25 protein-coding genes are annotated in these 23,436 nt (G+C 70.6%); 15 read left to right on the top strand and 10 right to left on the bottom strand.

Features of this window, described 5'->3' with window-relative positions; all coding sequences use genetic code 11:
- Positions 1-29 precede the first annotated feature (29 nt).
- Entirely contained in the window at positions 30-296 is a 267-nt protein-coding gene (sctS, locus tag ACOZ90_RS03785) for a type III secretion system export apparatus subunit SctS (RefSeq protein ID WP_422892298.1), read from the top strand.
- Positions 297-298: 2 nt separating this feature from the next.
- On the top strand, positions 299-1,087 hold the full coding sequence (gene sctT / locus ACOZ90_RS03780; RefSeq protein ID WP_422892297.1) for a type III secretion system export apparatus subunit SctT: 789 nt from the start codon (positions 299-301) through the stop codon (positions 1,085-1,087).
- 3 nt (positions 1,088-1,090) lie between these two features.
- Here sctT and sctU read toward each other — a convergent pair whose 3' ends face one another.
- Entirely contained in the window at positions 1,091-2,203 is a 1,113-nt protein-coding gene (sctU, locus tag ACOZ90_RS03775) for a type III secretion system export apparatus subunit SctU (protein WP_422892296.1), read from the bottom strand.
- Between the two features lie 206 nt (positions 2,204-2,409).
- On the opposite strand from sctU, the gene ACOZ90_RS03770 reads away from it, so the two are divergent.
- From ACOZ90_RS03770 to plsB, 3 genes are all read left to right on the top strand, one after another.
- Positions 2,410-2,748, top strand: coding sequence for a hypothetical protein (locus ACOZ90_RS03770; RefSeq protein WP_422892295.1), 339 nt, complete (start codon positions 2,410-2,412; stop codon positions 2,746-2,748).
- Between the two features lie 69 nt (positions 2,749-2,817).
- Positions 2,818-3,498: a hypothetical protein gene (locus ACOZ90_RS03765; RefSeq protein WP_422892294.1), complete on the top strand. Its 681-nt coding sequence runs from the start codon at positions 2,818-2,820 to the stop codon at positions 3,496-3,498.
- 57 nt (positions 3,499-3,555) lie between these two features.
- Entirely contained in the window at positions 3,556-6,174 is a 2,619-nt protein-coding gene (gene plsB / locus ACOZ90_RS03760) for a glycerol-3-phosphate 1-O-acyltransferase PlsB (protein ID WP_422892293.1), read from the top strand.
- Between the two features lie 21 nt (positions 6,175-6,195).
- Here the strand turns inward: plsB and ACOZ90_RS03755 are convergent, their stop codons facing one another.
- Both ACOZ90_RS03755 and ACOZ90_RS03750 read right to left on the bottom strand, forming a co-directional pair.
- Positions 6,196-6,402, bottom strand: a complete 207-nt coding sequence (locus tag ACOZ90_RS03755) for a YdcH family protein (RefSeq protein WP_422892292.1) — start codon at positions 6,400-6,402, stop codon at positions 6,196-6,198.
- A gap of 22 nt (positions 6,403-6,424) precedes the next feature.
- Positions 6,425-7,474 (bottom strand): class 1 fructose-bisphosphatase, encoded by a 1,050-nt coding sequence (locus tag ACOZ90_RS03750; protein WP_422892291.1) that lies wholly within the window; start codon positions 7,472-7,474, stop codon positions 6,425-6,427.
- A gap of 93 nt (positions 7,475-7,567) precedes the next feature.
- On the opposite strand from ACOZ90_RS03750, the gene ttcA reads away from it, so the two are divergent.
- From ttcA to ACOZ90_RS03730, 4 genes are all read left to right on the top strand, one after another.
- Positions 7,568-8,440, top strand: a complete 873-nt coding sequence (gene ttcA / locus ACOZ90_RS03745; protein ID WP_422892290.1) for a tRNA 2-thiocytidine(32) synthetase TtcA — start codon at positions 7,568-7,570, stop codon at positions 8,438-8,440.
- 94 nt (positions 8,441-8,534) lie between these two features.
- Positions 8,535-9,440, top strand: coding sequence for a recombination-associated protein RdgC (locus ACOZ90_RS03740; protein ID WP_422892289.1), 906 nt, complete (start codon positions 8,535-8,537; stop codon positions 9,438-9,440).
- Positions 9,441-9,527: 87 nt separating this feature from the next.
- Positions 9,528-9,971 carry a TonB family protein gene (locus tag ACOZ90_RS03735; RefSeq protein WP_422892288.1) on the top strand — a complete coding sequence of 148 codons (444 nt, stop codon included), beginning with the start codon at positions 9,528-9,530 and terminating at the stop codon, positions 9,969-9,971.
- Between the two features lie 86 nt (positions 9,972-10,057).
- On the top strand, positions 10,058-10,849 hold the full coding sequence (locus tag ACOZ90_RS03730; RefSeq protein ID WP_422892287.1) for a M48 family metallopeptidase: 792 nt from the start codon (positions 10,058-10,060) through the stop codon (positions 10,847-10,849).
- A 39-nt stretch (positions 10,850-10,888) separates the two neighbouring features.
- Here ACOZ90_RS03730 and ACOZ90_RS03725 read toward each other — a convergent pair whose 3' ends face one another.
- From ACOZ90_RS03725 to hemH, 4 genes are all read right to left on the bottom strand, one after another.
- The gene (locus ACOZ90_RS03725; RefSeq protein WP_422892286.1) at positions 10,889-11,449 is read right to left on the bottom strand and encodes a hypothetical protein; all 561 of its coding nucleotides are present in this window, start codon (positions 11,447-11,449) and stop codon (positions 10,889-10,891) included.
- Between the two features lie 14 nt (positions 11,450-11,463).
- On the bottom strand, positions 11,464-12,156 hold the full coding sequence (locus ACOZ90_RS03720) for a carboxypeptidase-like regulatory domain-containing protein (protein WP_422892285.1): 693 nt from the start codon (positions 12,154-12,156) through the stop codon (positions 11,464-11,466).
- 78 nt (positions 12,157-12,234) lie between these two features.
- Positions 12,235-13,077, bottom strand: a complete 843-nt coding sequence (locus tag ACOZ90_RS03715) for an alpha/beta fold hydrolase (RefSeq protein ID WP_422892284.1) — start codon at positions 13,075-13,077, stop codon at positions 12,235-12,237.
- Positions 13,077-14,075 carry a ferrochelatase gene (gene hemH, locus ACOZ90_RS03710; protein WP_422892283.1) on the bottom strand — a complete coding sequence of 333 codons (999 nt, stop codon included), beginning with the start codon at positions 14,073-14,075 and terminating at the stop codon, positions 13,077-13,079. Before hemH ends, ACOZ90_RS03715 begins: the two co-directional genes overlap by 1 nt.
- A gap of 193 nt (positions 14,076-14,268) precedes the next feature.
- Between hemH and ACOZ90_RS03705 the strand changes: the two genes are divergently transcribed.
- From ACOZ90_RS03705 to tatC, 4 genes are all read left to right on the top strand, one after another.
- Positions 14,269-15,198: a lipid-binding SYLF domain-containing protein gene (locus ACOZ90_RS03705; RefSeq protein ID WP_422892282.1), complete on the top strand. Its 930-nt coding sequence runs from the start codon at positions 14,269-14,271 to the stop codon at positions 15,196-15,198.
- An 88-nt stretch (positions 15,199-15,286) separates the two neighbouring features.
- The gene (gene tatA, locus ACOZ90_RS03700; RefSeq protein ID WP_422892281.1) at positions 15,287-15,517 is read left to right on the top strand and encodes a Sec-independent protein translocase subunit TatA; all 231 of its coding nucleotides are present in this window, start codon (positions 15,287-15,289) and stop codon (positions 15,515-15,517) included.
- A 24-nt stretch (positions 15,518-15,541) separates the two neighbouring features.
- Positions 15,542-15,967, top strand: a complete 426-nt coding sequence (tatB, locus tag ACOZ90_RS03695) for a Sec-independent protein translocase protein TatB (RefSeq protein WP_422892280.1) — start codon at positions 15,542-15,544, stop codon at positions 15,965-15,967.
- Positions 15,951-16,715 (top strand): twin-arginine translocase subunit TatC, encoded by a 765-nt coding sequence (tatC, locus tag ACOZ90_RS03690; RefSeq protein WP_422892279.1) that lies wholly within the window; start codon positions 15,951-15,953, stop codon positions 16,713-16,715. Before tatB ends, tatC begins: the two co-directional genes overlap by 17 nt.
- Before the next feature lie 25 nt (positions 16,716-16,740).
- Here tatC and ACOZ90_RS03685 read toward each other — a convergent pair whose 3' ends face one another.
- The 3 genes from ACOZ90_RS03685 to ACOZ90_RS03675 are packed head-to-tail and all read right to left on the bottom strand — an operon-like array spanning position 16,741 to position 20,231.
- A complete protein-coding gene (locus tag ACOZ90_RS03685) occupies positions 16,741-17,619 on the bottom strand; it encodes a BPSS1780 family membrane protein (protein WP_422892278.1) in 879 nt (292 codons plus the stop codon).
- Positions 17,619-18,374 (bottom strand): glutamine amidotransferase, encoded by a 756-nt coding sequence (locus tag ACOZ90_RS03680; RefSeq protein WP_422892277.1) that lies wholly within the window; start codon positions 18,372-18,374, stop codon positions 17,619-17,621. Before ACOZ90_RS03680 ends, ACOZ90_RS03685 begins: the two co-directional genes overlap by 1 nt.
- A gap of 48 nt (positions 18,375-18,422) precedes the next feature.
- Positions 18,423-20,231 (bottom strand): GspE/PulE family protein, encoded by a 1,809-nt coding sequence (locus tag ACOZ90_RS03675; protein WP_422892276.1) that lies wholly within the window; start codon positions 20,229-20,231, stop codon positions 18,423-18,425.
- A 78-nt stretch (positions 20,232-20,309) separates the two neighbouring features.
- On the opposite strand from ACOZ90_RS03675, the gene glyQ reads away from it, so the two are divergent.
- Positions 20,310-21,221, top strand: a complete 912-nt coding sequence (glyQ, locus tag ACOZ90_RS03670; protein ID WP_422892275.1) for a glycine--tRNA ligase subunit alpha — start codon at positions 20,310-20,312, stop codon at positions 21,219-21,221.
- A complete protein-coding gene (glyS, locus tag ACOZ90_RS03665; RefSeq protein WP_422892274.1) occupies positions 21,221-23,422 on the top strand; it encodes a glycine--tRNA ligase subunit beta in 2,202 nt (733 codons plus the stop codon). Before glyQ ends, glyS begins: the two co-directional genes overlap by 1 nt.
- The last annotated feature ends 14 nt before the right edge of the window (positions 23,423-23,436 follow it).

The following is a 23,436-nucleotide window of genomic DNA, read 5'->3' as shown; positions in this document are numbered from 1 at the left end:
CGCCCCCGCCACCACCGGAGTGAACCGCCATGGGTGAAGTGCTTGAACTGACCCGCCAGGCGCTGTGGCTGGTGCTCGCCCTGTCGGGGCCGCCGATCGCCGGGGCCGCCCTGGTCGGGCTGCTGGTGGCGTTCCTGCAGGCCGCCACCCAGCTGCAGGAGCAGACGTTCGCCTACGCGCTCAAGTTCGTGACCATCGTGGTGATGCTGTTCGTGACCGCATCGCTGATCGGCGGCACCCTGTACACCTACACCAACCACATCTTCACCACCTTCCCGGGGATGGTCCGGGGCTGACGGTGGAGGCGTTCGAATCGATCGGCGACATCATGCTGGCGCTGGGGCTGACCCTGCCCCGGATCATCGGCGCGTTCGTGATGCTGCCGCTGATCACCCAGTCGAACATGCCGGCGATGGTGCGCAACAGCTTCCTGGTCAGCCTGGCGATCGTGGCCCTGCCGGTCGCCATCGCCGCCGCGCCCAGCGCCGCGATGGACACCCTGCAGTGGCCGATGATGGTGCTCAAGGAGCTGTTCATCGGGATCGCGATCGGCTACCTGTTCGGGCTGGTGTTCTGGGCGTTCTCGGCCGCCGGCACGGTGATCGACAACCAGGTCGGCATGGGCATGGCGCAGGCGTTCGATCCCATCCAGGGCCACCAGGTGACCCTGCACGGGCAGTTCCTGTCCGAGTTCGCGATGTGGCTGTTCATGGCCAGCGGCGCGTTCATGATCTTCCTGGGCCTGCTGATGAACAGCTACGCCATCTGGCCGCCGACCTCGTTCTTCCCCGACCTGCCGCAGGCCGGGATGAACCTGTTCATCGGCCAGCTCGGCTGGTTCATGGCGACCCTGCTGGTGCTGGCGGCGCCGGTGATGGTGATCCTGCTGATCATCGACCTGTCCTTCGGGCTGATGAACCGCTTCGCGCCGCAGCTCAACGTGTTCGCGCTGACCCTGCCGATCAAGGCCTGGCTGGCCACCGCCATCCTGCTGCTGCTGCTGGGCGTGTACATCGAGATCCTGATCGGCCGGCTGCTCGACAGCGAGGGGCTGATCGACGTGCTGCAGCGCACGTTCGGGGTCTGAGCGCTACTGCCCGGCCGGGTCGGGATCCGGCTCGCCGGCGGGCGTCGCAGGCCCGTCGACCCCGCGGCGCACGCCCTCGGCCCAGAACAGCACCTCGGCCACGGCGTCGAAGAATTCCGTGCTGATGTAGTCGTCCAGCTCGACCTTCTCGTTGAGTCCGCGCGCCAGCGGCACGTTCTGCAGGATCGGCACCCCGGCCTCCTCGGCGGTCTTCTTGATCAGCTCGGCCATGGCGCCCTCGCCCTTGGCCACCACCACCGGCAGCTCGGTCTCGCCCTGCTCGTACTGCAGGGCCACGGCGATGTGGGTGGGGTTGGTCACGACCACGTTCGACTTGCGCACGGAGGAGAGCATGTTCTGCTGTGCCCACTCCTGGTGCAACTGCTTGCGCCGCTGCTTCACATACGGGTCGCCCTCGTTCTCCTTGACCTCGCGCTTGATGTCGCGCCGGCTCATGCGCAGCTTCTTGGTGTAGGAGAACTTCTGGTACCACACGTCCAGGGCGGCGACGAAGAAGAACACCACCACCGTCCAGACCATGATCCACTTGATGCCGTGCCAGACCGCCCCCGCCATCGCCGACGGGTTGCCGTGGGGCAGCATCATCAGCCGCTCGAGCATGCCCTTGAGCACGATGTAGCCGATGCCGATCATCGCCGCGCACTTGACCACCGACTTGATCAGCTCGATCAGGTTGTCCATCGAGAACATCTTCTTGATGCCCTCGACCGGGTTCATCTTGTCCAGCTTGGGGGTCATCTTCTTGAAGGTCGCGATCGGGCCGATCTGCAGGAACTCCACCAGCACCCCCAGCAGCAGCGCCAGCAGCATCAGCGGCAGCACCAGCCACAGCAGCGTCTGCAGCGCCAGCCAGCCCAGCTGCGGCAGGACCTGGAAGAACGGCTGCGACACCGCGCCCAGCGAACGGTCGAACAGCTCGCCCAGGCGCGCGCCCATCATCCCCATCATCATCCAGGCACCGGCCACCCAGCCCATCACCAGCACGGTGCTGGTCAGATCCTTGCTCTTGGCGACGTTGCCTTCCCGGCGCGCGTCGCGCAGCTTCTTCGGGGTCGGTTTTTCGGTCTTGTCGCCGCCCTGTTCCTGGTCGGACATCCGCTGGCCTGCATTGCCCGGTCGGGGGCTCGAGGCTAGCATGGGATCCGGCTGCACACCGTGGCACGGCGCCCACTCCGCCATTCGCACCTGAACAGGCGGAAACTCCTGCCCGGAACCTAGGGTCGCCCCGAGGTGACAGTCCCGTGACGCGGTCTTACATTGGATCCGTCCCAAAGTTGCGAACAGCAGAGAGTCCCGCATTCATGAGCAGCATCGGTTCCGATCCGCACCTCAACCTCACCGGCCTTGGCGGGCTGGACGGGCAGGTTGCGTTCGACCAGCTGCAGGGACGCCAGCAGCAGGGCGCACAGCCGCTCCAGGCCGATGCGCTGCGCGACGCCGGCCTGCACGCTCCCGCCGCGCCGCAGGTCGATGCCGGGGAACTGGTGCTCCAGGCCGACGCCTGGGAAGGCGCCGCCGACGGCAGCCGCATGCTGCCCGGCGACCAGGCGTTCGAGAACATGCTCGGCGCGATGGAGCTGTCGAGCGCCGCCGACGGCGCCGTGGACGCGATCTTCGCCGGGCTCGACGCCGCAGCCTGAACGCGCGGCCGGCCGGCCTTCGCGATACGCTGGGCAGCACCTGCCCGCCCCGCGTGACCCGCCCCGTCCATGAACGCCGCCGCCCCCGATCCCGCTTCCCTGCGAGCCGCCGCCGACCGCCTGGTGTCCGCGCTGGCCGCGCACAGCGACCCGGAATACCGGCTGACGGTGCTCAAGCGGCTGTCGCGGCGCCTGGGCGAGGAGTACTACCCCATGTTCCTGCGCCTGCTGGGAGTGGTGGCCGAAAGCGACGACGGGCGCGCCAAGCGGCTGCTGGCCGACACCTTGGGCGTGGCCCTGCGGCGCATGGATCTGCCCGGCGGCGCGCTCAGCTCGTGGGGCGCGACCGGCCTGCCCGACAACGCCGGCCCGATCCCGGCCGGGGCCCTGTCCGGGCACTTCTTCGGCGCCACCCCGCGGCGCCTGCTCGGCCCGGTCGAATACCTCACCGTCTGGCACCTGCAGCGCACCCAGCGCACCCGCCTGGGGGCGGACACCTTCCGCACCAGCCTGGAGCACCTGGTCGACCTGCTCAACCACAGCGAAGAGGCCCGCACCCTGTACCCGCAGAAGCTCGCCGCCGACGCCCAGAACGAGCTGGAAGGCGCCTACACCCGCGCCACCCGCGAGCGCCTGGCCGCGGTGGCCGCGGCGTGGAAGGCCGGCAGGACGCCGGCCGAAGTGGCCCAGGCCGCGCTGGACGCCGGCGACGCCCAGCCGCCCGGCAGCTGGGTCGTGCGCGACCTGTAGCCGCCCGCCGGCGCCCGGCCCGCATGGCCGCAACCGTCGCTGGGTGATAATGCCGCCATGTCGCAGACTCCCGACCAGTCCCGCCTGCCCTTCCCCGACGCCACCGATCCGGACGCCGGCGCCGAAGCCGCCGCAGCGCCCGCCCGCGCCCCGCGCCCGCCCAAGCGTCCGCTGTGGGCGCGGGTGCTGGGCCGCCTGCTGGGCCCGTGGATCGGCCTGAAGACCGAGCCGGCCGACCCGGAACGCTTCGTCGACGGCCGCCCGGTCTGCTACGTGCTCGAGGATTACGGCCTGTCCAACGCCCTGATCCTGGAGCGCGCCTGCATGCAGGCCGGCCTGCCCTCGCCGCTGCACCCGCTGCCCGGCGACCCGCTGGGACGCAAGCGCGCCTACGTGGCCCTCTCGCGCCGCAATGCCGGCACCACCCTGGGCGCGCTGGCGCCGGGCAAGCGCCCGCCCAAGAAGACCCATTCCGAATCGCTGGCGCGCCTGCTCGACGCCCACCGCGAGGATCCGGCGCTGGACGTGCTGCTGGTACCGGTGTCGATCTTCGTGGGCCGCTCGCCGGACAAGGCCAGCGGCTGGTTCTCGGTGCTGTTCTCGGAGAACTGGGCGCTGGTGGGCCGCTTCCGCCGGCTGCTGGCGATCCTGCTCAACGGCCGCGACACCCTGGTGCGCTTCGCCGCGCCGGTGGAGCTGCGCGCCAGCGTCGAGGAGGGGCTGCCGCCCGAGCGCACCGTGCGCAAGGTCTCGCGGGTGCTGCGCACCCACTTCAACCGCATCCGCACCGCGGTGATCGGCCCGGATCTGTCCACCCGCCGGCTGCTGATCGACAAGGTGCTCTCGGCGCCGGCGGTCAAGGACGCGATCGCCGACCAGGCCCGGCGCGACGACAGCAAGCCGGAGGACGCCTGGAAGAAGGCCCACGCCTACGCCTGGGAGATCGCCGCGGACTACTCGCATCCGCTGGTGCGCTCGGCCAGCTTCCTGCTCACCACGGTCTGGAACCGGATCTACCGCGGCGTGCTGGTGCACCACCTGGATCGGCTCAAGGCGGTGGCGCCGGGCAACGAGATCGTCTACGTGCCCTGCCACCGCAGCCACATGGACTACCTGCTGCTGTCCTACCTGCTGTACGCGCGCGGGATCGTGCCGCCGCACATCGCGGCGGGCATCAACCTCAACCTGCCGGTGATCGGCACCATCCTGCGCAAGGGCGGGGCGTTCTTCATCCGCCGCAGCTTCCGCGGCAACGCGCTGTACTCGGCGGTGTTCACCGAGTACGTGGCGCAGCTGGTGGCCGGCGGCTATTCGATCGAGTACTTCATCGAGGGCGGGCGCTCGCGCACCGGCCGGCTGCTGGCACCCAAGGGCGGGATGGTGGCGATGACGGTGCGCGCGTTCCTGCGCCAGCCCTCGCGCCCCGTGCTGTTCCAGCCGGTGTACATCGGCTACGAGAAGCTGATGGAGGGCGGCAGCTACCTGGACGAGCTGAGCGGCAAGCCCAAGCAGAAGGAGTCGGTGTGGGCGCTGCTGTGGGGCATCCCGAAGGTGCTGCGGCAGAACTACGGCCAGGTGGTGGTGAACTTCGGCGAGCCGATCGCGCTCACCGACATGCTGGCCGACCACGCCCCCGGCTGGGACGGCGGCTCGATCGACGACGACGACAAGCCCGGCTGGCTGTCGGACACCGTGGAGGCCATCGCCCACCGCATCCAGGTCAACATCAACCGCGCCGCCGACGTCAATCCGGTCAACCTGCTGGCCCTGGCGCTGCTGTCCACGCCCAAGCACGCGATGAGCGAGTCGGATCTGCTGGCACAGATCGCGCTCTCAAGGACGCTGCTGTCGGAGGTGCCCTACAGCGAGCTGGTGACGGTGACCCCGCACGCGCCGGGCGAGATCGTCGCCCACGCCGAGGAGATCGGCATCCTCAGGCGCATCGCCCATCCGCTGGGCGACGTGCTCAGCGTGGATGGCGACACCGCGGTGCTGCTCTCGTACTTCCGCAACAACTCCGTGCACCTGTTCACCGCCTCGGCCTGGATCGCCTGCTGCTTCCTGCACAACCGGCGCATGGGCCACGACAACCTGCTGCGGCTGGGCCGGGCGGTGTACCCGTTCCTGCAGGGCGAGCTGTTCCTGCCGTGGGACGCGGATGAATTCGCCTCGCGCATTTCCAGCACGCTGGAAGTATTCGTGCGCGAGGGCCTGTTGCAGCGGGTCGGCGAGGACGACGGCGGCATCTACCAGCGCAGCGCCGGCCAGACCGACGAGGTGTTCCGGCTGCGCGCGATCGGCCATCCGCTGCAGCAGGCGTTCGAGCGCTACTACATCGCCATCTCGGTGCTGGCCAAGAACGGGCCGGGCACCCTGGGCGCGGGCGAGCTGGAAAGCCTGTGCCAGCTGGCCGCGCAGCGGCTGAGCCTGCTGTACGCGCCGGCGGCGCCGGAGTTCTTCGACAAGAGCCTGTTCCGCGGCTTCATCCAGAAGCTGCGCGAGCTGGAGCTGGTGAAGCTGGACGCCAACAGCAAGCTCACCTTCGACGAGCGCCTGGATGCCTGGGCGCGCGACGCCAAGGTAATCCTGGGCCGCGAGCTGCGCCACACCATCGAGAAGGTCAGCCCGGAGGCGGCCAGGCCGGACGTGGCCGCGGACGGGGAAGCCGCTTCCTGACGCGCGCCGGCGTGGCCGCGGCTACGCCGGCTCGTCGGGGATCTGCGCCGACTCCAGGCGCGCGATCGCATCCCTGAGCTGCAACTTGCGCCGCTTCAGGCGCTTGATCGCCAGCTCGTCGCTGGCGATGTCCATCTGCAGGCCCGAGATCGCAAGATCCAGATCCCGGTGCTCGAGCCGGAGCCGGGCCAGCCTGCGGGTGATTTCCGCCGGATCCTCAGGGGTCATCCCGGCAGCTTACACCCGGCCGCTACTGCGGGGGGCGCTCGCCGCCGGCCGCGTCGTGTTCGGCGTGGTAGCGGCAGGCCTGCTCCACTTCCCGGCGCGAGCCCAGGAACACCGGCACCCGCTGGTGCAGTTCGTCGGGCTGGATGTCCATGATCCGGCGGCGGCCGTCGCTGGCCGCGCCGCCGGCCTGCTCGACCAGCATGCCCATCGGGTTGGCCTCGTACATCAGCCGCAGCTTGCCGCGCTTTTCCGGCTCGCGCCGATCCCAGGGATAGATGAAGATGCCGCCGCGGGTGAGGATGCGGTGCACGTCGGCCACCATCGAGGCCACCCAGCGCATGTTGAAGTTCTTGCCGCGCGGGCCCTGCGCGCCGGCCAGCAGGTCGTTCACGTAGTCCTGCATCGGCGCCTCCCAGTGGCGCTGGTTGGACATGTTGATCGCGAACTCCTTCGTCTCCTCCGGAATCCGGATATCGCTGCGGGTCAGGGTGAACGCGCCCAGCTCGCGATCCAGGGTGAAGGCATGGGTGCCGTTGCCCACGGTCAGCACCAGCAGGGTGCTGGGCCCGTAGATGCAGTAGCCGGCGGCGACCTGCTCGCTGCCCGGCTGCAGGAAGTGCTCGTCGCGCGGCTCGCCGGCGTCGTCGGGCGCCTTGAGCACCGAGAAGATGGTGCCGATCGAGACGTTGACGTCGATGTTGGAGCTGCCGTCCAGCGGATCGAACAGCAGCAGGTAGTTGCCGCGCGGGTAGGCGTCGGGGATCGGCGTGCAGTGCTCCATCTCCTCCGACGCGCAGGCCGCCAGGTGGCCGCCCCAGGCGTTGGCGTCGAGCAGGATCTCGTTGGACAGCACGTCCAGCTTCTTCTGCGCCTCGCCCTGCACGTTGATGCTGCTGGCGCCCTCGCCGCTGACCGCATCGCCGAGCACGTCGCCCAGCGCGCCCTTGCCCACCGCCACCGAGATGCGCTTGCAGGCGCGGGCCACCACCTCGACCAGCAGCCGCAACTCGGGGTTGAGGTGGCCTTCGCGCTGGGCCTCGATCAGGAACCGGGTCAGGGACGTTTCGGACATGGATCCGGGCACTCTCGGCGGTGGAAGGGTGCCCATTGTCGCCGTTTCCGCCGCCGATTTCCCACCGGGCCGCCGGCGGGCCGGGGCTACACTATGCGCACCATGAGCACCGTCATCCCCCTGCCCGAACCGCTCCTGCGCCGGCGCGCGCCCGACCCCGGGCAGGCGCGCGGCGAAATCGCCCGGCTCGGCAAGCGCCTGCGCCACCAGGCCGGCCGCGCAATCGCCGAATACGACATGATCGAGAACGGCGACCGGGTGATGGTGTGCCTGTCCGGCGGCAAGGACAGCTACACCCTGCTGGACGTGCTCCTGCAGCTGCAGAAGAAGGCCCCGGTGGAGTTCTCGATCACCGCGGTCAACCTCGACCAGAAGCAGCCCGGCTTCCCCGAACACGTGCTGCCCGGATACCTGCGCTCGCTGGGCGTGGATTTCCACATCATCGAGCAGGACACCTACTCGGTCGTCTCGCGCGTGGTGCCCGAGGGCAAGACCATGTGCTCGCTGTGCTCGCGCCTGCGCCGCGGCGCGCTGTACACGTATGCCGCCGAGCACGGCTTCACCAAGATCGCCCTGGGCCACCACCGCGAGGACATGGTGGCCACGTTCTTCCTCAACCTGTTCTTCCACGCCAAGCTGAGCGGCATGCCGCCCAAGCTGCTCAGCGATGACGGCCGCCACGTGGTGATCCGGCCGCTGGCCTTCGCCTGCGAGGAGGACATCGTCGAATATGCGCGGCTCAAGGAGTTCCCGATCATCCCCTGCAACCTGTGCGGCTCGCAGGAGAACCTGCAGCGCAAGCAGGTGCAGCGGATGATGGCCGACTGGGAGCGCGAAACCCCGGGACGGATCGAGACCATCGCCCGCGCCCTGGCCGACATCCGCCCCTCGCAGCTGGCCGACCCGAAGCTGTTCGACTTCATCGGCCTGGCCGCAGGCGACATCTCCGGCCGCGAAAGCGGCTGACCCGCCCTTTCCCCGGCGCCGGCTTCCCGCACGCTTCGGGAGGGCGTCGCCGATGCTTCAAACACCCCCGCAGACAACAAGACGGCCCCACTGAATGTTCTTCCGCAACCTCACCCTGTTCCGCTTCGCCCCCACCCTGGACATCTCCCACCTGGACGAAGGCCTGGCCGAGACCGCGCTCAAGCCGGTCGGCCCGCTGGAGCTGTCCTCGCGCGGCTTCATCCCGCCCTTCGGCCGTGATTCGGACGCCTATTCGCACCGCATCGGCGACGCCCTGTGGCTGACCGTGGGCGGCGAAGACCGGCTACTGCCCGGCGCGGTGGTCAACGACCTGCTGGGCAAGAAGATCGCCGAGTTCGAGGAGCAGCAGGGCCGCAAGCCCGGCGGCCGCCTGCGCAAGCAGATGAAGGACGACCTGGTGCAGGATCTGCTGCCGCGCGCGTTCGTGCGCCCCGTCCGCACCGACGCCCTGCTCGACCTGGAGTCGGGCGTGTGCGCGGTGGACACCTCCAGCCGCAAGACCGCCGAGAGCGTGGTGTCCGAGATCCGCCGCGCCCTGGGCAGCTTCCCGGCCCTGCCGCTGAACGCCGAGATCGCCCCGCGCGCGGTGCTGACCGGCTGGATCGCCGGCGACCCGCTGCCCGAGGGCCTGAGCCTGGGCGAGGAGTGCGAGCTCAAGTCCGCCGACGACAACGGTGCGATCGTGCGCTGCCAGCGCCAGGACCTGGAGTCGGACGAGATCGCCCGCCACCTGGAATCCGGCAAGCAGGTGACCAAGCTGGCCCTGAACATGGACGACCACGTGTCCTTCGTGCTCGGCGAGGACCTGGTGATCCGCAAGTGGAAATTCCTCGACGGGGCCGTCGACCAGCTCGAGAGCACCGACGCCGACGACATCCGCGCCGAGCTGGACGCCCGCTTCGCCCTGATGAGCGCCGAGTTCCGCCGCCTGTTCGCGATCCTGGAGCCGGCGCTGAAGCTGTCGAAGGCGGAGGGCTGACCGTCAGCGGGCGGCCCGGGCCCGGTTTGCACCCGCCGCGCTCGCGTGTTAAGAGTGAGTTCATTACGATCAACACGGAGGTGAAGCATGCTGGGCAATTTGATGATCGCGGTGATGGCAACGGGCATGGCGGGCGGCCCGTCGTGCGCCAATGATTTCCAGTCGGCCAGGATGATCAGCGTCGACCCGATCGAACTGAGCTCCAACAGCCCCGACGCCGGGATCGGAACGATCGAAGTGCTTGCCAGTATCAATGGGCACGGCAGGATCGACCAGGTGACGACGCTCGACCCTGCGGCTTCCGATCACCTCCAGCGCGCCGTTGAGAAGGCCTCCTCGCGCTGGCAGTTCGAACCGGCCCAGGCGTGTGGCGAGGCGGTTGCGCAGGAAGTGACGTTCGAGTTGCCCGTGCTGGGGACCCGTTTCGAGCACATCGACACCGACCACACCCCGGGGCCGGACCGGTTGCAACATCGCCTGCCCCCGCGGGAAGGCAGCAGGGGCGCGCTCGGAGTCCACTCGTCCTTCTGATTGCACCGCGGTAGATTCGCCCGGACGGCCCGCCAATGCGGGCCGTCCGCATTCCGGGGCGGCGTCCGGCCGCTTATCATGCGTCCATGACGCTCCGCCTCAAGCAGTTCCCCGCTCCACGCCCCCGCCGCGTCGAGCGCGACCTTATCCAGCTTCCGCTTGATGACGGCAACAGCATCGAGATCGAACGCGTGCGCGACCCGCGTGCGCGCCGCATCCGCCTGAGCGTTGGCGACCGCGGCGCCCGGCTCACCCTGCCCGCGCGCGCCAGCCTGGTCTCGGGCCAGCGCTTCGCTCACGAGCACCGCCAGTGGCTGGTCGAACAGCTGGCCAGCTGGAGCGACCCGGGCGTCACCCCGCTGCTGCCGGATCGGACCGCCCTGCTTCCCCTGCGCGGTGAATCGCTCCCCCTGCGCTGGGCGGACGGCCGCTATACCCGCGTCGTCCACGCCGACGACGGCCTGGTCATGCAGCGGCCGGCCAGCGCCGGGCCGGCCGCGCTCGGCCGCGCCCTGCGCGATTTCTACGAAGCCGAGGCCCGCGCCGACCTCGGCCGCTGGCTGCCCGCCTACCTGCCCGGCCTGCCGGCCGCGCCCAGCCGCATCCGCCTGCGGCAGATGTCCTCGCAGTGGGGCTCGCTGGCCCCCAACGGCGCGATGTCGATCGACCTGGCGCTGGTGCTCGGGCGGCCGGATGCATTCGAATACGTGCTGGTGCACGAGCTGTGCCACCTGATCCACGCCAACCACTCGCGGGCGTTCTGGCACGAGGTGGAGTTGCGCTGCCCGGACTGGCGCCGGCACCGCGACTACTTCCGCGGCGAAGGCTCGCGATTGAAGGCGACCCTGCGGACCCTGCTCTCCACCCCGACGCCTTGACGCCTTGACGCCGCGCCGGGCGGCGCAACGGCACCCCTCCTATTGCGGCCAGAACACGCTGCGGAAGTGGTGCACCACGTCCGGCGCGCGGTACGCGTTGCCGACGAAGAGGGTGGTTCCCGGATCAGGCTGGCCAGCGCTGCAGGCAAGCCCCTGCACGCTGGACTCTCCGTACCTGGCCTCCGCGAATGCCTGCCACTGGCCGTTCTCGACCGCCTCGTCGGTCACCGTGCCGTTGCTGTTGCCGGCCCGGTCGCGCTCGACCCGGAAACTGGCCCGGTTGCAGTCCACTTCCAGCTGCCAGATCACGAAGCGGTGCTTGTAGTCCCGCTGCTCGATGACCTGGATGAGTTCGACCCGGCGCATTCCGTCCACCAGCGGGTCGATGTTGCGGCCGATGAACGCAAGCCGCCGCGGCGCCTCGCCCACCGCGCCCACCATGTACCAGCAGCGCAGGTCGGATGAGTTGCACTTGAGCCGGCCCGACAGGATCGGGTCGCCGTCCTGCGCCATGGTGTTGAACGGCAGCGCAACGAACGCCACCAACAGTGCCGCCAGCAGCGCGCGCGCACTGCGCGGCCGCGTACGGATTCCGGTCATTCCTTCTGCCCTCGTCATTCGACCACCGGGCGGTAGTTGGTGGCCGTGCCTTCCCTGACGGTCACGATCTGGCCGGCCATGACGGTGGTGTACTGGGTACCGCGGACCGTCCGGTAGACAGGGTCGATGCTGCCGGTGCCGAACATCGGCGAATACGAAATGGACCGGCGCCCGGTGTCTTCCTGGTGCTCGGTTTCCCGGATCACCGGGAACTCGGCGAACACCAAGTAGCGGCCCGGTTTCAGGCCGCTGAACTCGAAGTTGCCCTGGGTATCGGTGCGCACGCGGCCGGCGTACTTCCACACCTCCGGATTCAGCCGCCGCATGTAGAACGGCTCCAGGATCCCTTCGTTGGCGTCGTACCAGGCCTGCACATAGGGCGTCACCGGCAGCAGGAAGACCCATTCCCGGTCGGCCACCGCGGTCGCGGTCCTGCTGAGCAGGCGGGCCAGCGAGCGGCCCGATTTGGCGGAATAGCCCATTACGCCGCGCAGGCTGCCGTTGCCCATCTCCATCGATGCTTCCATCTGGGCCGGGTCGTACATCGCGCCGATCCGATCCCACTGCGCCTGCAACGCCTGGGCCTGGTCGTCGGCCGCGTGGCGCGATGCGCTTCGCACCTGTGCGTCGGCCTGCTGCGCGGGCACTGTCATTGCCAGCGCGGCGGCGAGCGCGGCCACGCCGAATCCCCGGAGAACACGATCCATCGCAACCCTACTCCCACCCCGCCAGAAGGCGCGATGGTACAACAGCTCCGGTCGGCCATGGCAAGCGGATGAAGCGCGTCAGGCGGAGAGGAAATCGCCGATCGCCGCGGCCACGTCGGCCGGCTGTTCCATGTGCAGGTGGTGGCCGCCCGGGACCACCACCAGTTCGCCGCGCGGCAGCAGCCGGGCGCGGCGGCTGCGCTCGGGCTCGGGCAGGTAGGGCTGCGGCGGATCGGCGTAGATCACCCTGGTGCGGCAGGCGATGCCGGCCACCAGGTCGTCGACCTGCGCGGGCGTCATGCGCACCATCGTGGGCAGGGTCAGGCGCGGATCGCTGCTCCAGCTGAAGCCGCCCTCGACCGGCCTGAGCCCCCGCTCGACCAGCAGCCTGGCGCTGTCCAGGCCCAGCGCGTTGGCCGCCATGCGCGCGCGCACCGCCGGCGCAGGATCGGCGAACACCCGCAGCTGCTTGCCGCGCAGCGCGCGGGTGGCGTGAACCGCCTCGCGCAACCGCTTCGCGGTCTGATCCGGCACTTCGGGCAGCGCGCCGAGCGCCTCGATCGCCACCAGCCGCTCGATCCGCTCCGGGCTCCCGGCCGCGACCAGGCTGGAGATGCCTGCGCCCATCGAATGGCCCAGCAGGCTGAAGGTCTCCCAGCCCAGCGCGTCGGCGATGTCCAGCACCGTGTGCACCGCGCCGGCAAACGAATAGTCCGCGCCCGGGGCCAGGTGGAAGCTCCGGCCGTGGCCGGGGAGATCCGGCGCCACCAGATCCAGGCCCGGCAGGTGCGGGGCCAGGGGCACGAAGCTGGCCGCGTTGTCGAGCCAGCCGTGCAGGGCCAGCACCCGCCGCCCGCCTTCCGCGCCCGCGCGCAGGCCGGCGATGGCGCCGCCGGGAACCTGCAGGGAAAACTCGCGCATCAGCCCCACGCCTCCAGTTCGCGCCGGGCCAGCCCGGCGATCACCCGGGCATGGGCCGGGGAGTCGTTCAGGCACGGGATGTAGCGCAGCGCCTCGCCGCCGTGCTCGCGGAAAATCTCCGCGTTCTGCATCGCGATCTCCTCCAGCGTCTCCAGGCAGTCGGCGGCAAAGCCCGGGCACACCACGTCGATGCGCTTGACCCCGGATTCGGCCAGCGCCTGCACGGTCTTGTCGGTATAGGGCTGCAGCCACTCCTCGCGGCCGAAGCGCGACTGGAACGTCATCACCGCCTCGTCCGCCGGCAGCCCGAGCGCGTCCACGATCGCGTCGGTTCCGGCCCGGCAGTGGCGCTGGTAAGGATCGCCCTGGTCGACCAGCCGCCGGGGGATGCCGTGATAGGAGAACAGCAGCCTGTCGCCCGCGCCGTGCGTTTCGCGCCAGGCGCGGATCGAGTCGGCGACGGCCGCCACCCACTGCGGATCGTCGTGGTAGTCGTGCAGCACCCGCACCGAGTCCCCGCCCACGCGGTTGGCCACGTCCTCGACCGAGGCGGTGGTGGTGGTCGAATACTGCGGGTACAGCGGCACCACCACGATCCGGCGCGCGCCGCTGGACTGCAGGCGCCGGATGGCCGCGGTCAGCGAAGGTTTCTGGTAGCGCATCGCCCAGTCCACCTGCACGCCGGGCATGGCCACGGCCACCGCTTCGGCCAGCCCCTTCGTGTACACCGCCAGCGGCGAGCCGCCGTCCATCCACACCTGTTCATAGAGTTTGGCCACCCGCGGCGAACGGAACGGCAGCACGAACAGGTACAGGATCGGATACCAGAGCCAGCGGGTCAGCGAGACCACGCGCCGGTCGCCGAGGAATTCGGCCAGGTAGCGGCGCACCGCCGCCGGCGTGGGCGCATCCGGGGTGCCCAGGTTGACCAGCAGCACCGCGTCGGCGGGCGCCGATGCGGTGCCGGGCGGCGATGCATCATCACGTTGTCTTTCCATCCGTATAGCATGACAGGCAGCGTCCCCGCCCGTAAGCGCCACGGCGCGACGGTCGGTTCCGCCGATGAAGCTCATTGCCGATTCATGCCGGCGGCCCTAGCCTGAACTCGGGCCGCCCGCCGCGGTCGAAACACCTTCAGCCTGTCTACCCGGAGTTGCATCCATGCCCGTGTCCCAAGCCCGCAAGCGCCCGATGAGGTTCGCGCTCGTGCTCGCCTTCACCGCCACGGCGGCGCTGGCCGTCGCCGCCACGGCCGTCGCCGGCCCGCGCGAGGAAGCGCGCGCGCGCAACGCGGTGCGGGTGCTGACCGAGATCCAGGAGATTCCGGAAAGCGCGATCCCCAACAAGCTGCTCGACGAGGCCCGGGCGATCGTGGTGGTGCCCGACACCGTCAAGGCCGGGCTGGTCATCGGCGGCCGCCGCGGCCACGGCCTGATGTCGGTCAAGACGGCGGACGGCACCTGGTCGGCGCCGGCCTTCCTGCGCCTGACCGGCGGCAGCATCGGCCTGCAGGCCGGGGTGCAGTCGGCCGACGTGGTCATGGTGTTCCGCAACGACCGCAGCCTGGACAGCATCGTCAACGGCAAGCTCACCCTGGGCGCCGACGCCGGGGTGGCCGCCGGGCCGCTGGGCCGCAACGCGTCCACCGCCACCGACGGCCAGCTGCAGGCGGAGATCTGGTCGTGGTCGCGCGCGCGCGGCCTGTTCGCCGGCATCGCCCTGGACGGCGCGGTGCTGAGCATCGACGACGACGCCAACCAGGCCGTGTACGGCCAGGGCACCACGCCGCGCATGATCTTCGAAGGCCGCGCCGCGCAGCAGCCTTCCGACGCCGTGGTCGATTTCCGCGACCGGCTGGAAGAGGCCACCGCCCTGGCGCGCGCCGAGCGTGGCACCGAGGCGCCCGCGGCTCCGGTCACGGCATCTCCCCCCGCCACCGCATCGGCGCCGCCAGCGGTCGACGCGGCGGCAGCAGCCACCCTGCCGCTGCCGGTGCCCGGCACCGAAGGCGAAACCGCGCCGCAACCGGTCCCCGGCACCGAGGGCGAAACGCTGCCGCAGCCGTTCGAACCCGTGGGCGAGGGCGAGATCCGCAGCGAGCCGCTGGGCGACGGTATCTGAACCGGCGCCACCGGCGCATTTGACCCGCAACCGGGGCCGCTGCGGTATCCTGAGCGTCCCGACCACTCCGGAATTTTGCAGCCACGCTATGGGCACTTTCAGCATCTGGCATTGGATCATCGTGCTGGTGGTCGTGCTCCTCGTCTTCGGCACCAAGCGCCTGCGCGGCGCGGGGCGTGACCTGGGCGAGGCCATCAAGGGTTTCAAGAAGGGCATGAACGACGCCGACGACGACAAGCCGGCCGCCCGCATCGAGGACCAGCAGCGCGAAGCCGACCCCCAGCGGGACGCGAAGCAGAACGAAGACGCGCGGCGCTGACGCGGCGGCCGCGGCAGCTGCGCCATGTTCGATATCGGGTTCTCCGAGCTGGTCTTCATCGGGGTCGTGGCACTGATCGTGCTCGGTCCCGAGCGCCTGCCCAAGGCGGCGCGCTTTGCCGGGCTCTGGATGCGTCGCGCGCGGGCCCAGTGGCACTCGGTGCGCAGCGAGTTCGAGCGCGAAATGGCCGCCGACGAGCTCAAGCGCAGCCTGCAGGACGCCAAGGACGCGGTGCGCGAGACCCGGGACTCGCTGCGCGAAACCGGCGAACAGACCCGGCGTGAACTGGATCAGGTGCACGACGCGGTGCGCGACGCCGCCAAGGATGCCGACAGCGCGCTGAAGCCGCCTGCGGCCGCCACGCCTGCCGCGACCGCGGAGCCGGCCGAAGGCTCCGGTGCCGCCGCGCCAGCGGAAGAAGACGGGGGCAGCGATGGCGAACGACGCTGAAAGCGCCGCCGAATCGAGCCTGATCGAGCACCTGGTCGAGCTGCGCACGCGCCTGCTGCGCGCGGTGGCCGGGCTGATGGTGGTGTTCCTGGGCCTGCTGCCGTTCGCCAACCGGCTCTACGGCTGGCTGGCGCAGCCGCTGGTGGAAAAGCTGCCCGAGGGCGCGCACCTGATCGCGGTGGAAGTGGCCTCGCCGTTCTTCGCCCCGCTCAAGCTGGCCTTCTTCGTCGCCCTGGTCGCCACCATGCCGTGGCTGCTCTACCAGCTGTGGGCGTTCGTGGCGCCGGGCCTGTACCGGCGCGAGAAGAAGCTGGCGATGCCGCTGCTGGTGTCGGCGGTGACGCTGTTCTACGCCGGCTGCGCGTTCTCGTTCTACCTGGTGCTGCCGGTGGTGTTCGGCTTCCTCACCGCGGTGACCCCGGAAGGCGTGTCGATGATGACCGACATCCACGCCTACCTGAACTTCGTGATGGTGATCTTCCTGGCGTTCGGGCTGAGCTTCCAGATGCCGGTGGCGCTGGTGATCCTGACCCTGCTGGGCTGGGTGACGCCGGATCAGCTCAAGGAATGGCGCGGCTACGCCATCGTCGGCGTGTTCATCCTGGCCGCGATCGTCACCCCGCCGGACGTGATCTCGCAGCTGATGCTGGCGATCCCGATGATCCTGCTCTACGAGGCCGGCATCCTCGCCTCGCGCATCCTGGTGCCGCGGCGCCAGGCCGGCGACGACGAGGCGGCGGCACCGTAAGGCCGGCCCGCCGGCGCCCTTCTCCTCAGACCTCGATGCCCGACGCGGTGGGCGGCTGCACGTCGCTGCCGGCCCCGCCATCGGCGGCACCGCCGATCAGCTGGCGCCAGGCGAAATACGTCGCGCCCATCAGCACCGGCATCAGCACCGCCATCATCAGCAGCTGGCCCACGATCGAGGCCACCACCTGGCCGGCGGCGATCCCGATGATCATGCCCACGATCTGCGCGCCCAGCGCGATCCCGACCGCCACCAGCATGAACAGCACGATGAACACCAGGAACGCGCCCAGGTTGCCCGTGCAGGCGCGGAAGCTGCGCTTCATCGCCTCCAGCGGACGGGTGCCCTCGAACATCACCTGGGCCGGGAACAGGAAGGTCACGGTGTAGGCGAGCACGCCCACCACCAGCGCGGCCAGCATCCACAGGGCGAACCCGCCGAGCGGGAACGATTCGAACATCGCCGGGTCGGCTGCCTGGCCGCCCTGGCTCTGCTCCACGGCCGTCATCATGTTCTGCAGCGTGGCCGGGCCGACCATCACCACCAGCAGCACGATCACCACCAGGCCGGCCAGGAACTGCGGCAGCAGCTGGGCGACCAGCGCCATCGCCTTGCCCTCGCGGACGCCCTGCAGCAGCTGGCCCGGGCTGGCGTCGCGGCCCTGGTCGACCTCGCGCGCCGCGTACACCATGCCGCCGAACATGATCGGGGTCAGCACCACCAATACCAGCTGGGCCAGCATCGACAGCAGCGGCACCGACACGACCAGCAGCGGCAGCAGCGAGACGATCCCGAACACCAGCCCGACCAGCCCCAGCGCCAGCGGCTTCTTCCTCAGCAGCGCGAAGCCGCCCAGCAACCATTCCGCGCCCGCGCCCGCCTTCACCTTGCCTGCATGGTTCATCAACGTGTTCCGTCAGTCCCTGGAGAGGGCGCCAGTGTACGCGCCAGCCGGGCAAACCGCCGCAGCACCCGGCGCGCGACCGGCGCCGGCCGCACCGCGCGCAGCAGCGCATCCGGATCCTGGCCGACCTCGCGCAGCGCGTCGGCGCGCGCGCGCAGGTAACCGCGCATGTGGGCGGCGCTGAACTCGGGGTGGAACTGCACGCCCCAGGCGCGCTCGCGCCAGCGGAAGGCGTGCAGCGGGTCGTGGCTGGCCCGGGCCAGCGCCACCGCCCCTTCGGGAAGCCGCCGCGCGACCTGCACGTGGGTGGCGTGGGCGGCGAAGCGCTGCGGCAGGCCGGTAAACAGCGGATCCTGCGCCGCGGCCGCGTGCAGCTCCACTTCGACCGTGCCCATGCAGCGGCCTTCCGGGTTGTCGCCGGCCTCGCCGTCCAGGGCGTGCGCCAGCAGCTGGTGGCCGTAGCAGATGCCCAGCAGCGGACACCCCGCGTGCGCGGCTTCGCGCATCCACGCCGCGGTGCGCTCGCTCCAGTCCAGGCGGTCGGTGACCATCGCCGCCGAGCCGCTGATGATCGCCCCGGCAAACGCATCGTGCGCCGGCAGCGGGTCGCCGGACTCCACGTCGGCCACTTCCACCTGGTCGCGCTTCAACCCCGCCGCCACCCGGATCCAGTGGCCGAAGCCGCCGTGGCGGCGCAGCTCCTCCACCGGGCGGCCGGCGGCGATGATCAGCAGGGGGCGGTTGGAAGCGGGCATCGGCGGAAACGGTCGGCGGGGATCAGGAGCACGATACACACCCCGCTCCTACTCCCGGGGCGGAAGGACGGTGATGACCTCTTCGATCGTGGTCAGGCCCTGGGCGACCTTGGCCGCGCCGGCCAGGCGCAGGGTGCGCAGGCCGTCGGCCAGCGCGGCGCGGGAGAATTCGGCCAGCTCCATCTGCGGGCGCACCAGCCTGCGCAGCGCGGGCGTGACCGGCATCAGCTCGTACAGGCCGACCCGGCCCATGTAGCCGGTCTTGCGGCACTCCAGGCAGCCGACCGGGCCCATGGTTTCGCCTTCCGGCACCGCCGCCTCCGGGCCCAACAGCGCCTCCCAGCCGCCCGGCTCCACCGCCTGCGGCTGCTTGCAGTGCGGGCACAGGGTGCGCACCAGGCGCTGGGCCAGCACGCCGGTGAGCGTGGACGCGATGAGGTAGTGCGGCAGGCCCAGGTCGAGCAGGCGGGTGACCGCCGAGGGCGCGTCGTTGGTGTGCAGGGTGGAGAGCACCAGGTGGCCGGTGAGCGAGGCCTGCACCGCCATCTGCGCGGTGTCCAGGTCACGGATCTCGCCGATCATGATGATGTCCGGATCCTGGCGCAGCAGGGTGCGCACGCCCTGGGCGAAGCCGAAGTCGATGCCGGGGTGCACCTGGCTCTGGTTGAGCTCGGGCGCGACCATCTCGATCGGATCCTCCACCGTGCACACGTTCACGTCCGGCGTGGCCAGCGTGCGCAGCGTGGAGTACAGCGTGGTGGTCTTGCCCGAGCCGGTCGGTCCGGTCACCAGCACGATGCCGTGCGGCTGCTGCACCAGGCCGTTCCAGGTCGCCGCCTCACCGGCGTCAAAGCCAAGCTGGGCGATCGGCTTGAACGCGGTGTCCGGGTCGAAGATGCGCATCACGCACTTCTCGCCGAACGCGGTGGGCATGGTCGACAGGCGCATTTCCACCTCGCGCCCGCCCGGCGAGCGGGTCTTGATCCGGCCGTCCTGCGGCCGCCGGCGCTCGGCCAGATCCATGCGCCCGAGTACCTTGATCCGCGAGACCACCGCGGTCATCACCGGCGGCGGCATCTCGAACACCTTGTGCAGCACCCCGTCGATGCGGAAGCGCACCCGGCCGATGTCGCGCCGCGGCTCCAGGTGGATGTCCGAGGCGCGCTGCTCATAGGCGTACTGCAGCAGCCAGTCGACGATGTTGACGATGTGGTGGTCGTCGGCGTTGACGTCGCCCCCGCGGCCCAGCTCCACCAGCTGCTCGAAGCTGGGCGCGTGGCCGCCGCCCTCGCCCTCGCGGGTGTCCTTTGCGCCGCGGATGGAGCGGGTGACGCCGTAGAACTCCATCGTGTAGCGATGCAGATCCAGCGGGCTGGCCACCACCAGGTCGATCTCCCGGCGCAGCATGCGCTGCACGTCGCCCAGCCAGTCCAGGGCCAGCGGCTCGCTGGTGGCCACCACCGCGCGGTCGGGCATCACCTCCAGCGGCAGGATCCGGTGGCGGCGGGCGTAGGCATGCGAGACCAGGTCGGTGACCCCGGCCACGTCCAGCCGGGTCGGGTCGATCCGGCGGTAGGGACGGCCGACTTCACCGGCCAGCCATTCGGTCAGCTGTTCCAGGCCCAGCTCGGTGCCGGGCACGCGCGCGGAGGCCAGCTTGAGGTTGGCCAGCAGCACCAGCGGGTGCACCGCCTCGTTGGCGCGCCCCTGGCGTTCGGAGACCTTCGCCCGCTCGGCGTCGGCGGCCGAGAGCATGCCGTCGGCCAGCAGCGCGTCGACCACCGGGCCGAGCGTGAGCCTGCCCGCGGGCAGGCGCGGGGTGCGGGTGGGGGCGTCGATCGGGCGGGTCTGGTTCAATGCACGCTTCCGCTGCGCCGGGCCGGCCCCGGGCGGGCCGCCGTTATACTAGCGCGCCCCACGATACGAGCCTCGCGGATGAGCGGCCCGACCTTCCAGGACCTGATCCAGCGCCTCAACGCCTACTGGGCGCAGCACGGCTGCGTGCTGATCCAGCCGCTGGATCTGGAAGTGGGCGCGGGCACCTTCCACCCGGCCACCTTCCTGCGCGCGATCGGCCCGGAGCCGTGGAACGCGGCCTACGTGCAGCCCTCGCGCCGGCCCACCGACGGCCGCTACGGCGAGAACCCCAACCGCCTGCAGCGCTACTACCAGTACCAGGTGGTGATGAAGCCCTCGCCCGACAACATCGTCGAGCTGTACTTCGATTCGCTCAAGGCGCTGGGCGTGGATCCGCAGGTGCACGACCTGCGCCTGGTGGAGGACAACTGGGAATCGCCCACGCTGGGCGCCTGGGGCCTGGGCTGGGAGGTCTGGCTCAACGGCATGGAAGTGACCCAGTTCACCTGGTTCCAGCAGGCCGGCGGCATCGAGTGCCGGCCGGTGATGGGCGAGATCACCTACGGCCTGGAGCGCCTGTGCATGTACCTGCAGGGCGTGGACGACGTGTTCGACCTGGTCTGGACGCACGGCCCGGACGGCACGCCGGTGACCTACCGCGACGTCTACCACCAGAACGAGGTGGAGCAGAGCACCTACAACTTCGAGGTCGCCGACGTGCCCGAGCTGCTGCACCGCTTCGACGCCTGCGAGGCCGAGGCGCTCAAGCTGGTCGAACTCGTCCTGCCGCTGCCCGCCTACGAGCAGGTGATGAAGGCCAGCCACAGCTTCAACATGCTCGATGCGCGCCGCGCGATCAGCGTCACCGAGCGCCAGCGCTACATCCTGCGCGTGCGGCGGCTGGCGCAGGGCGTGGCCCAGGCCTACTTCGCCCAGCGCGAGAAGCTCGGCTTTCCCGGCCTGAAGCAGGCCGGCAGGGAGGCCGCGTGATGAACGACACCATGCAGCCGCTGCTGGTTGAACTGGGTACCGAGGAGCTGCCGGTCAAGGCGCTGCCGGGGCTGGCGCAGGCGTTCTTCGACGGCGTGCTGGCGGCGCTGGACAAGCGCGGCATCGCGGTCGAACGCGGCGATGCCAAACCGCTGTACTCCCCGCGCCGGCTCGCGGTGCTGCTGCCGGGCGTGGCCGCGGCGCAGCCGGAGCAGAAGTCCGAGGTGCTGGGGCCCTATCTCAACATCGCCCTGGACGCCGACGGCCAGCCGACGAAGGCGCTGCAGGGCTTCGCCGCCAAGGCCGGCGTGGAATGGAGCGCGCTGGAGCGCACCAGCGACAACCGCGGCGAGCGCTTCGTGCACCGCTCCTCGCGCCCGGGCGCGACGACCATCGGGCTGCTGCCCGAGGTGGTGGCCGAGGCGCTGGACGCCATGCCCATCCCCAAGCCGATGCGCTGGGGCGCCCACGAACACGGCTTCGCCCGGCCGGTGCTGTGGCTGGTGGCGCTGCTGGGCGATGAGGTCGTGGATATCCAGGCGCTGGGCGTGCAGGCCGGCCGCCAGAGCCGCGGCCACCGCTTCATGCACGAAGGCCCGGTGGTGATCGACCGGCCGGGCGACTACGTCATCGCGATGCGCGGGGCCAAGGTGCTGGTGGATCCGGACGAGCGCCGCGCGCGCATCGTCGAGGAAGTCAACGCCGCCGCCGCGCCCCACGGCACCGCCCGCATCGACGCCGGCAACCTGGAAGAGGTGAACTGCCTGGTGGAATGGCCGGTCGCGGTGGCCTGCTCGTTCGAGCCCGCGTTCCTGGCGGTGCCGCCCGAGGCGCTGGTCACCACGATGGAGGCGAACCAGAAGTTCTTCCCGGTGCTGGGCGAAGATGGCCGGCTGCTGGAGCATTTCATCGGCGTGGCCAACATCGCGTCCACCGACGAGCAGCAGGTGCGCCAGGGCTACGAGCGGGTGATCCGCCCGCGCTTCGCCGACGCGCAGTTCTTCTTCACCGAGGACATCCGCCAGGGCCTGGCGTCGATGAACGCGGGGCTGGAGTCGGTGACCTACCAGGCCGCGCTGGGCACCCTGGCCGGCAAGGTGGCGCGGGTGAGCGCGCTGGCCGGATCGATCGCGCCGGCCGCCGGCGCCGACCCCACGCTGGCCGCGCGCGCGGCCGGGCTGTCCAAGGCCGACCTGCAGTCGCGCCTGGTGGGCGAGTTCCCGGAACTGCAGGGCATCGCCGGGCGCTACTACGCGCTGCAGGATCCCTCGCTGGACACGCTTTCCAGCGACGAGCGCACCGCCGTGGCCAACGCCATCGACGAGGCCTACGCGCCGCGCCACGCCGGTGACGACATTGCCCTCTCGCCGCTGGGCAAGGTGCTGGCGATCGCCGAGCGCGCCGACACCCTGGCCGGCGGCTTCGCCGCGGGCCTGAAGCCGACCGGCAACAAGGATCCGTTCGCGCTGCGGCGCAACGCCCTGGGCCTGGCGCGCACGGTGATCGAAAGCGGCCTGGCGCTGGATCTGCGCGAGCTCCTGGCCCACACCCACGCGCTCGCCCTGCAGGCAATGGCGGACACCGCCGAAGCCGCGCTGGCCGCGGCCAGCGGCGAGAAGGACACCGCCCGCGCCCGCAAGCGCCTGGACGAGGCGCTGGCCGCGCGCGATGCCGATCCGGCCGAAGGCGTCGATGCGCTGTACGACTTCATCCTCGACCGCCTCAAGGGCTACTACGCCGACCGCAGCGTGCCGGTGCAGCACTTCAACGCGGTGGCCGCGCTGCGCCCGGCCTCGCTGCATGATTTCCACCGCCGCATCGCCGCCATCGGCACCTTCGCCGCGCTGCCCGAGGCCGAGGCCCTGGCCGCGGCCGACAAGCGCATCCGCAACATCCTGCGCAAGGCCGAAGGCGACGTTCCCGGCGCGGTCGACCCGGCCCTGCTCGCCGAGCCGGCCGAACTGGCGCTGGCCGAAGCGGTGGAAGCCGCGCATGGCGAAACCGCCCCGGCCCTGGCCAGCGGCGACTACGTCGACGTGCTCGCCCGCCTGGCCCGCCTGCGTCCGCAGGTGGACGCGTTCTTCGACGCGGTGATGGTCAATGCGGAAGACCCGGCCGTACGCGGCAACCGCCTGGCCCTGCTGCGGCGGCTGGCGGATCGGCTCGGCAGCGTGGCGGCGATCGAGCACCTGTCCGCCTGATCTGTCCGCTTGAC

This window comes from Luteimonas dalianensis (assembly GCF_049339425.1).
GTDB classification, from domain to species: Bacteria; Pseudomonadota; Gammaproteobacteria; order Xanthomonadales; family Xanthomonadaceae; genus Luteimonas; species Luteimonas dalianensis.
This window is presented reverse-complemented; position numbering and strand designations above follow the sequence as displayed.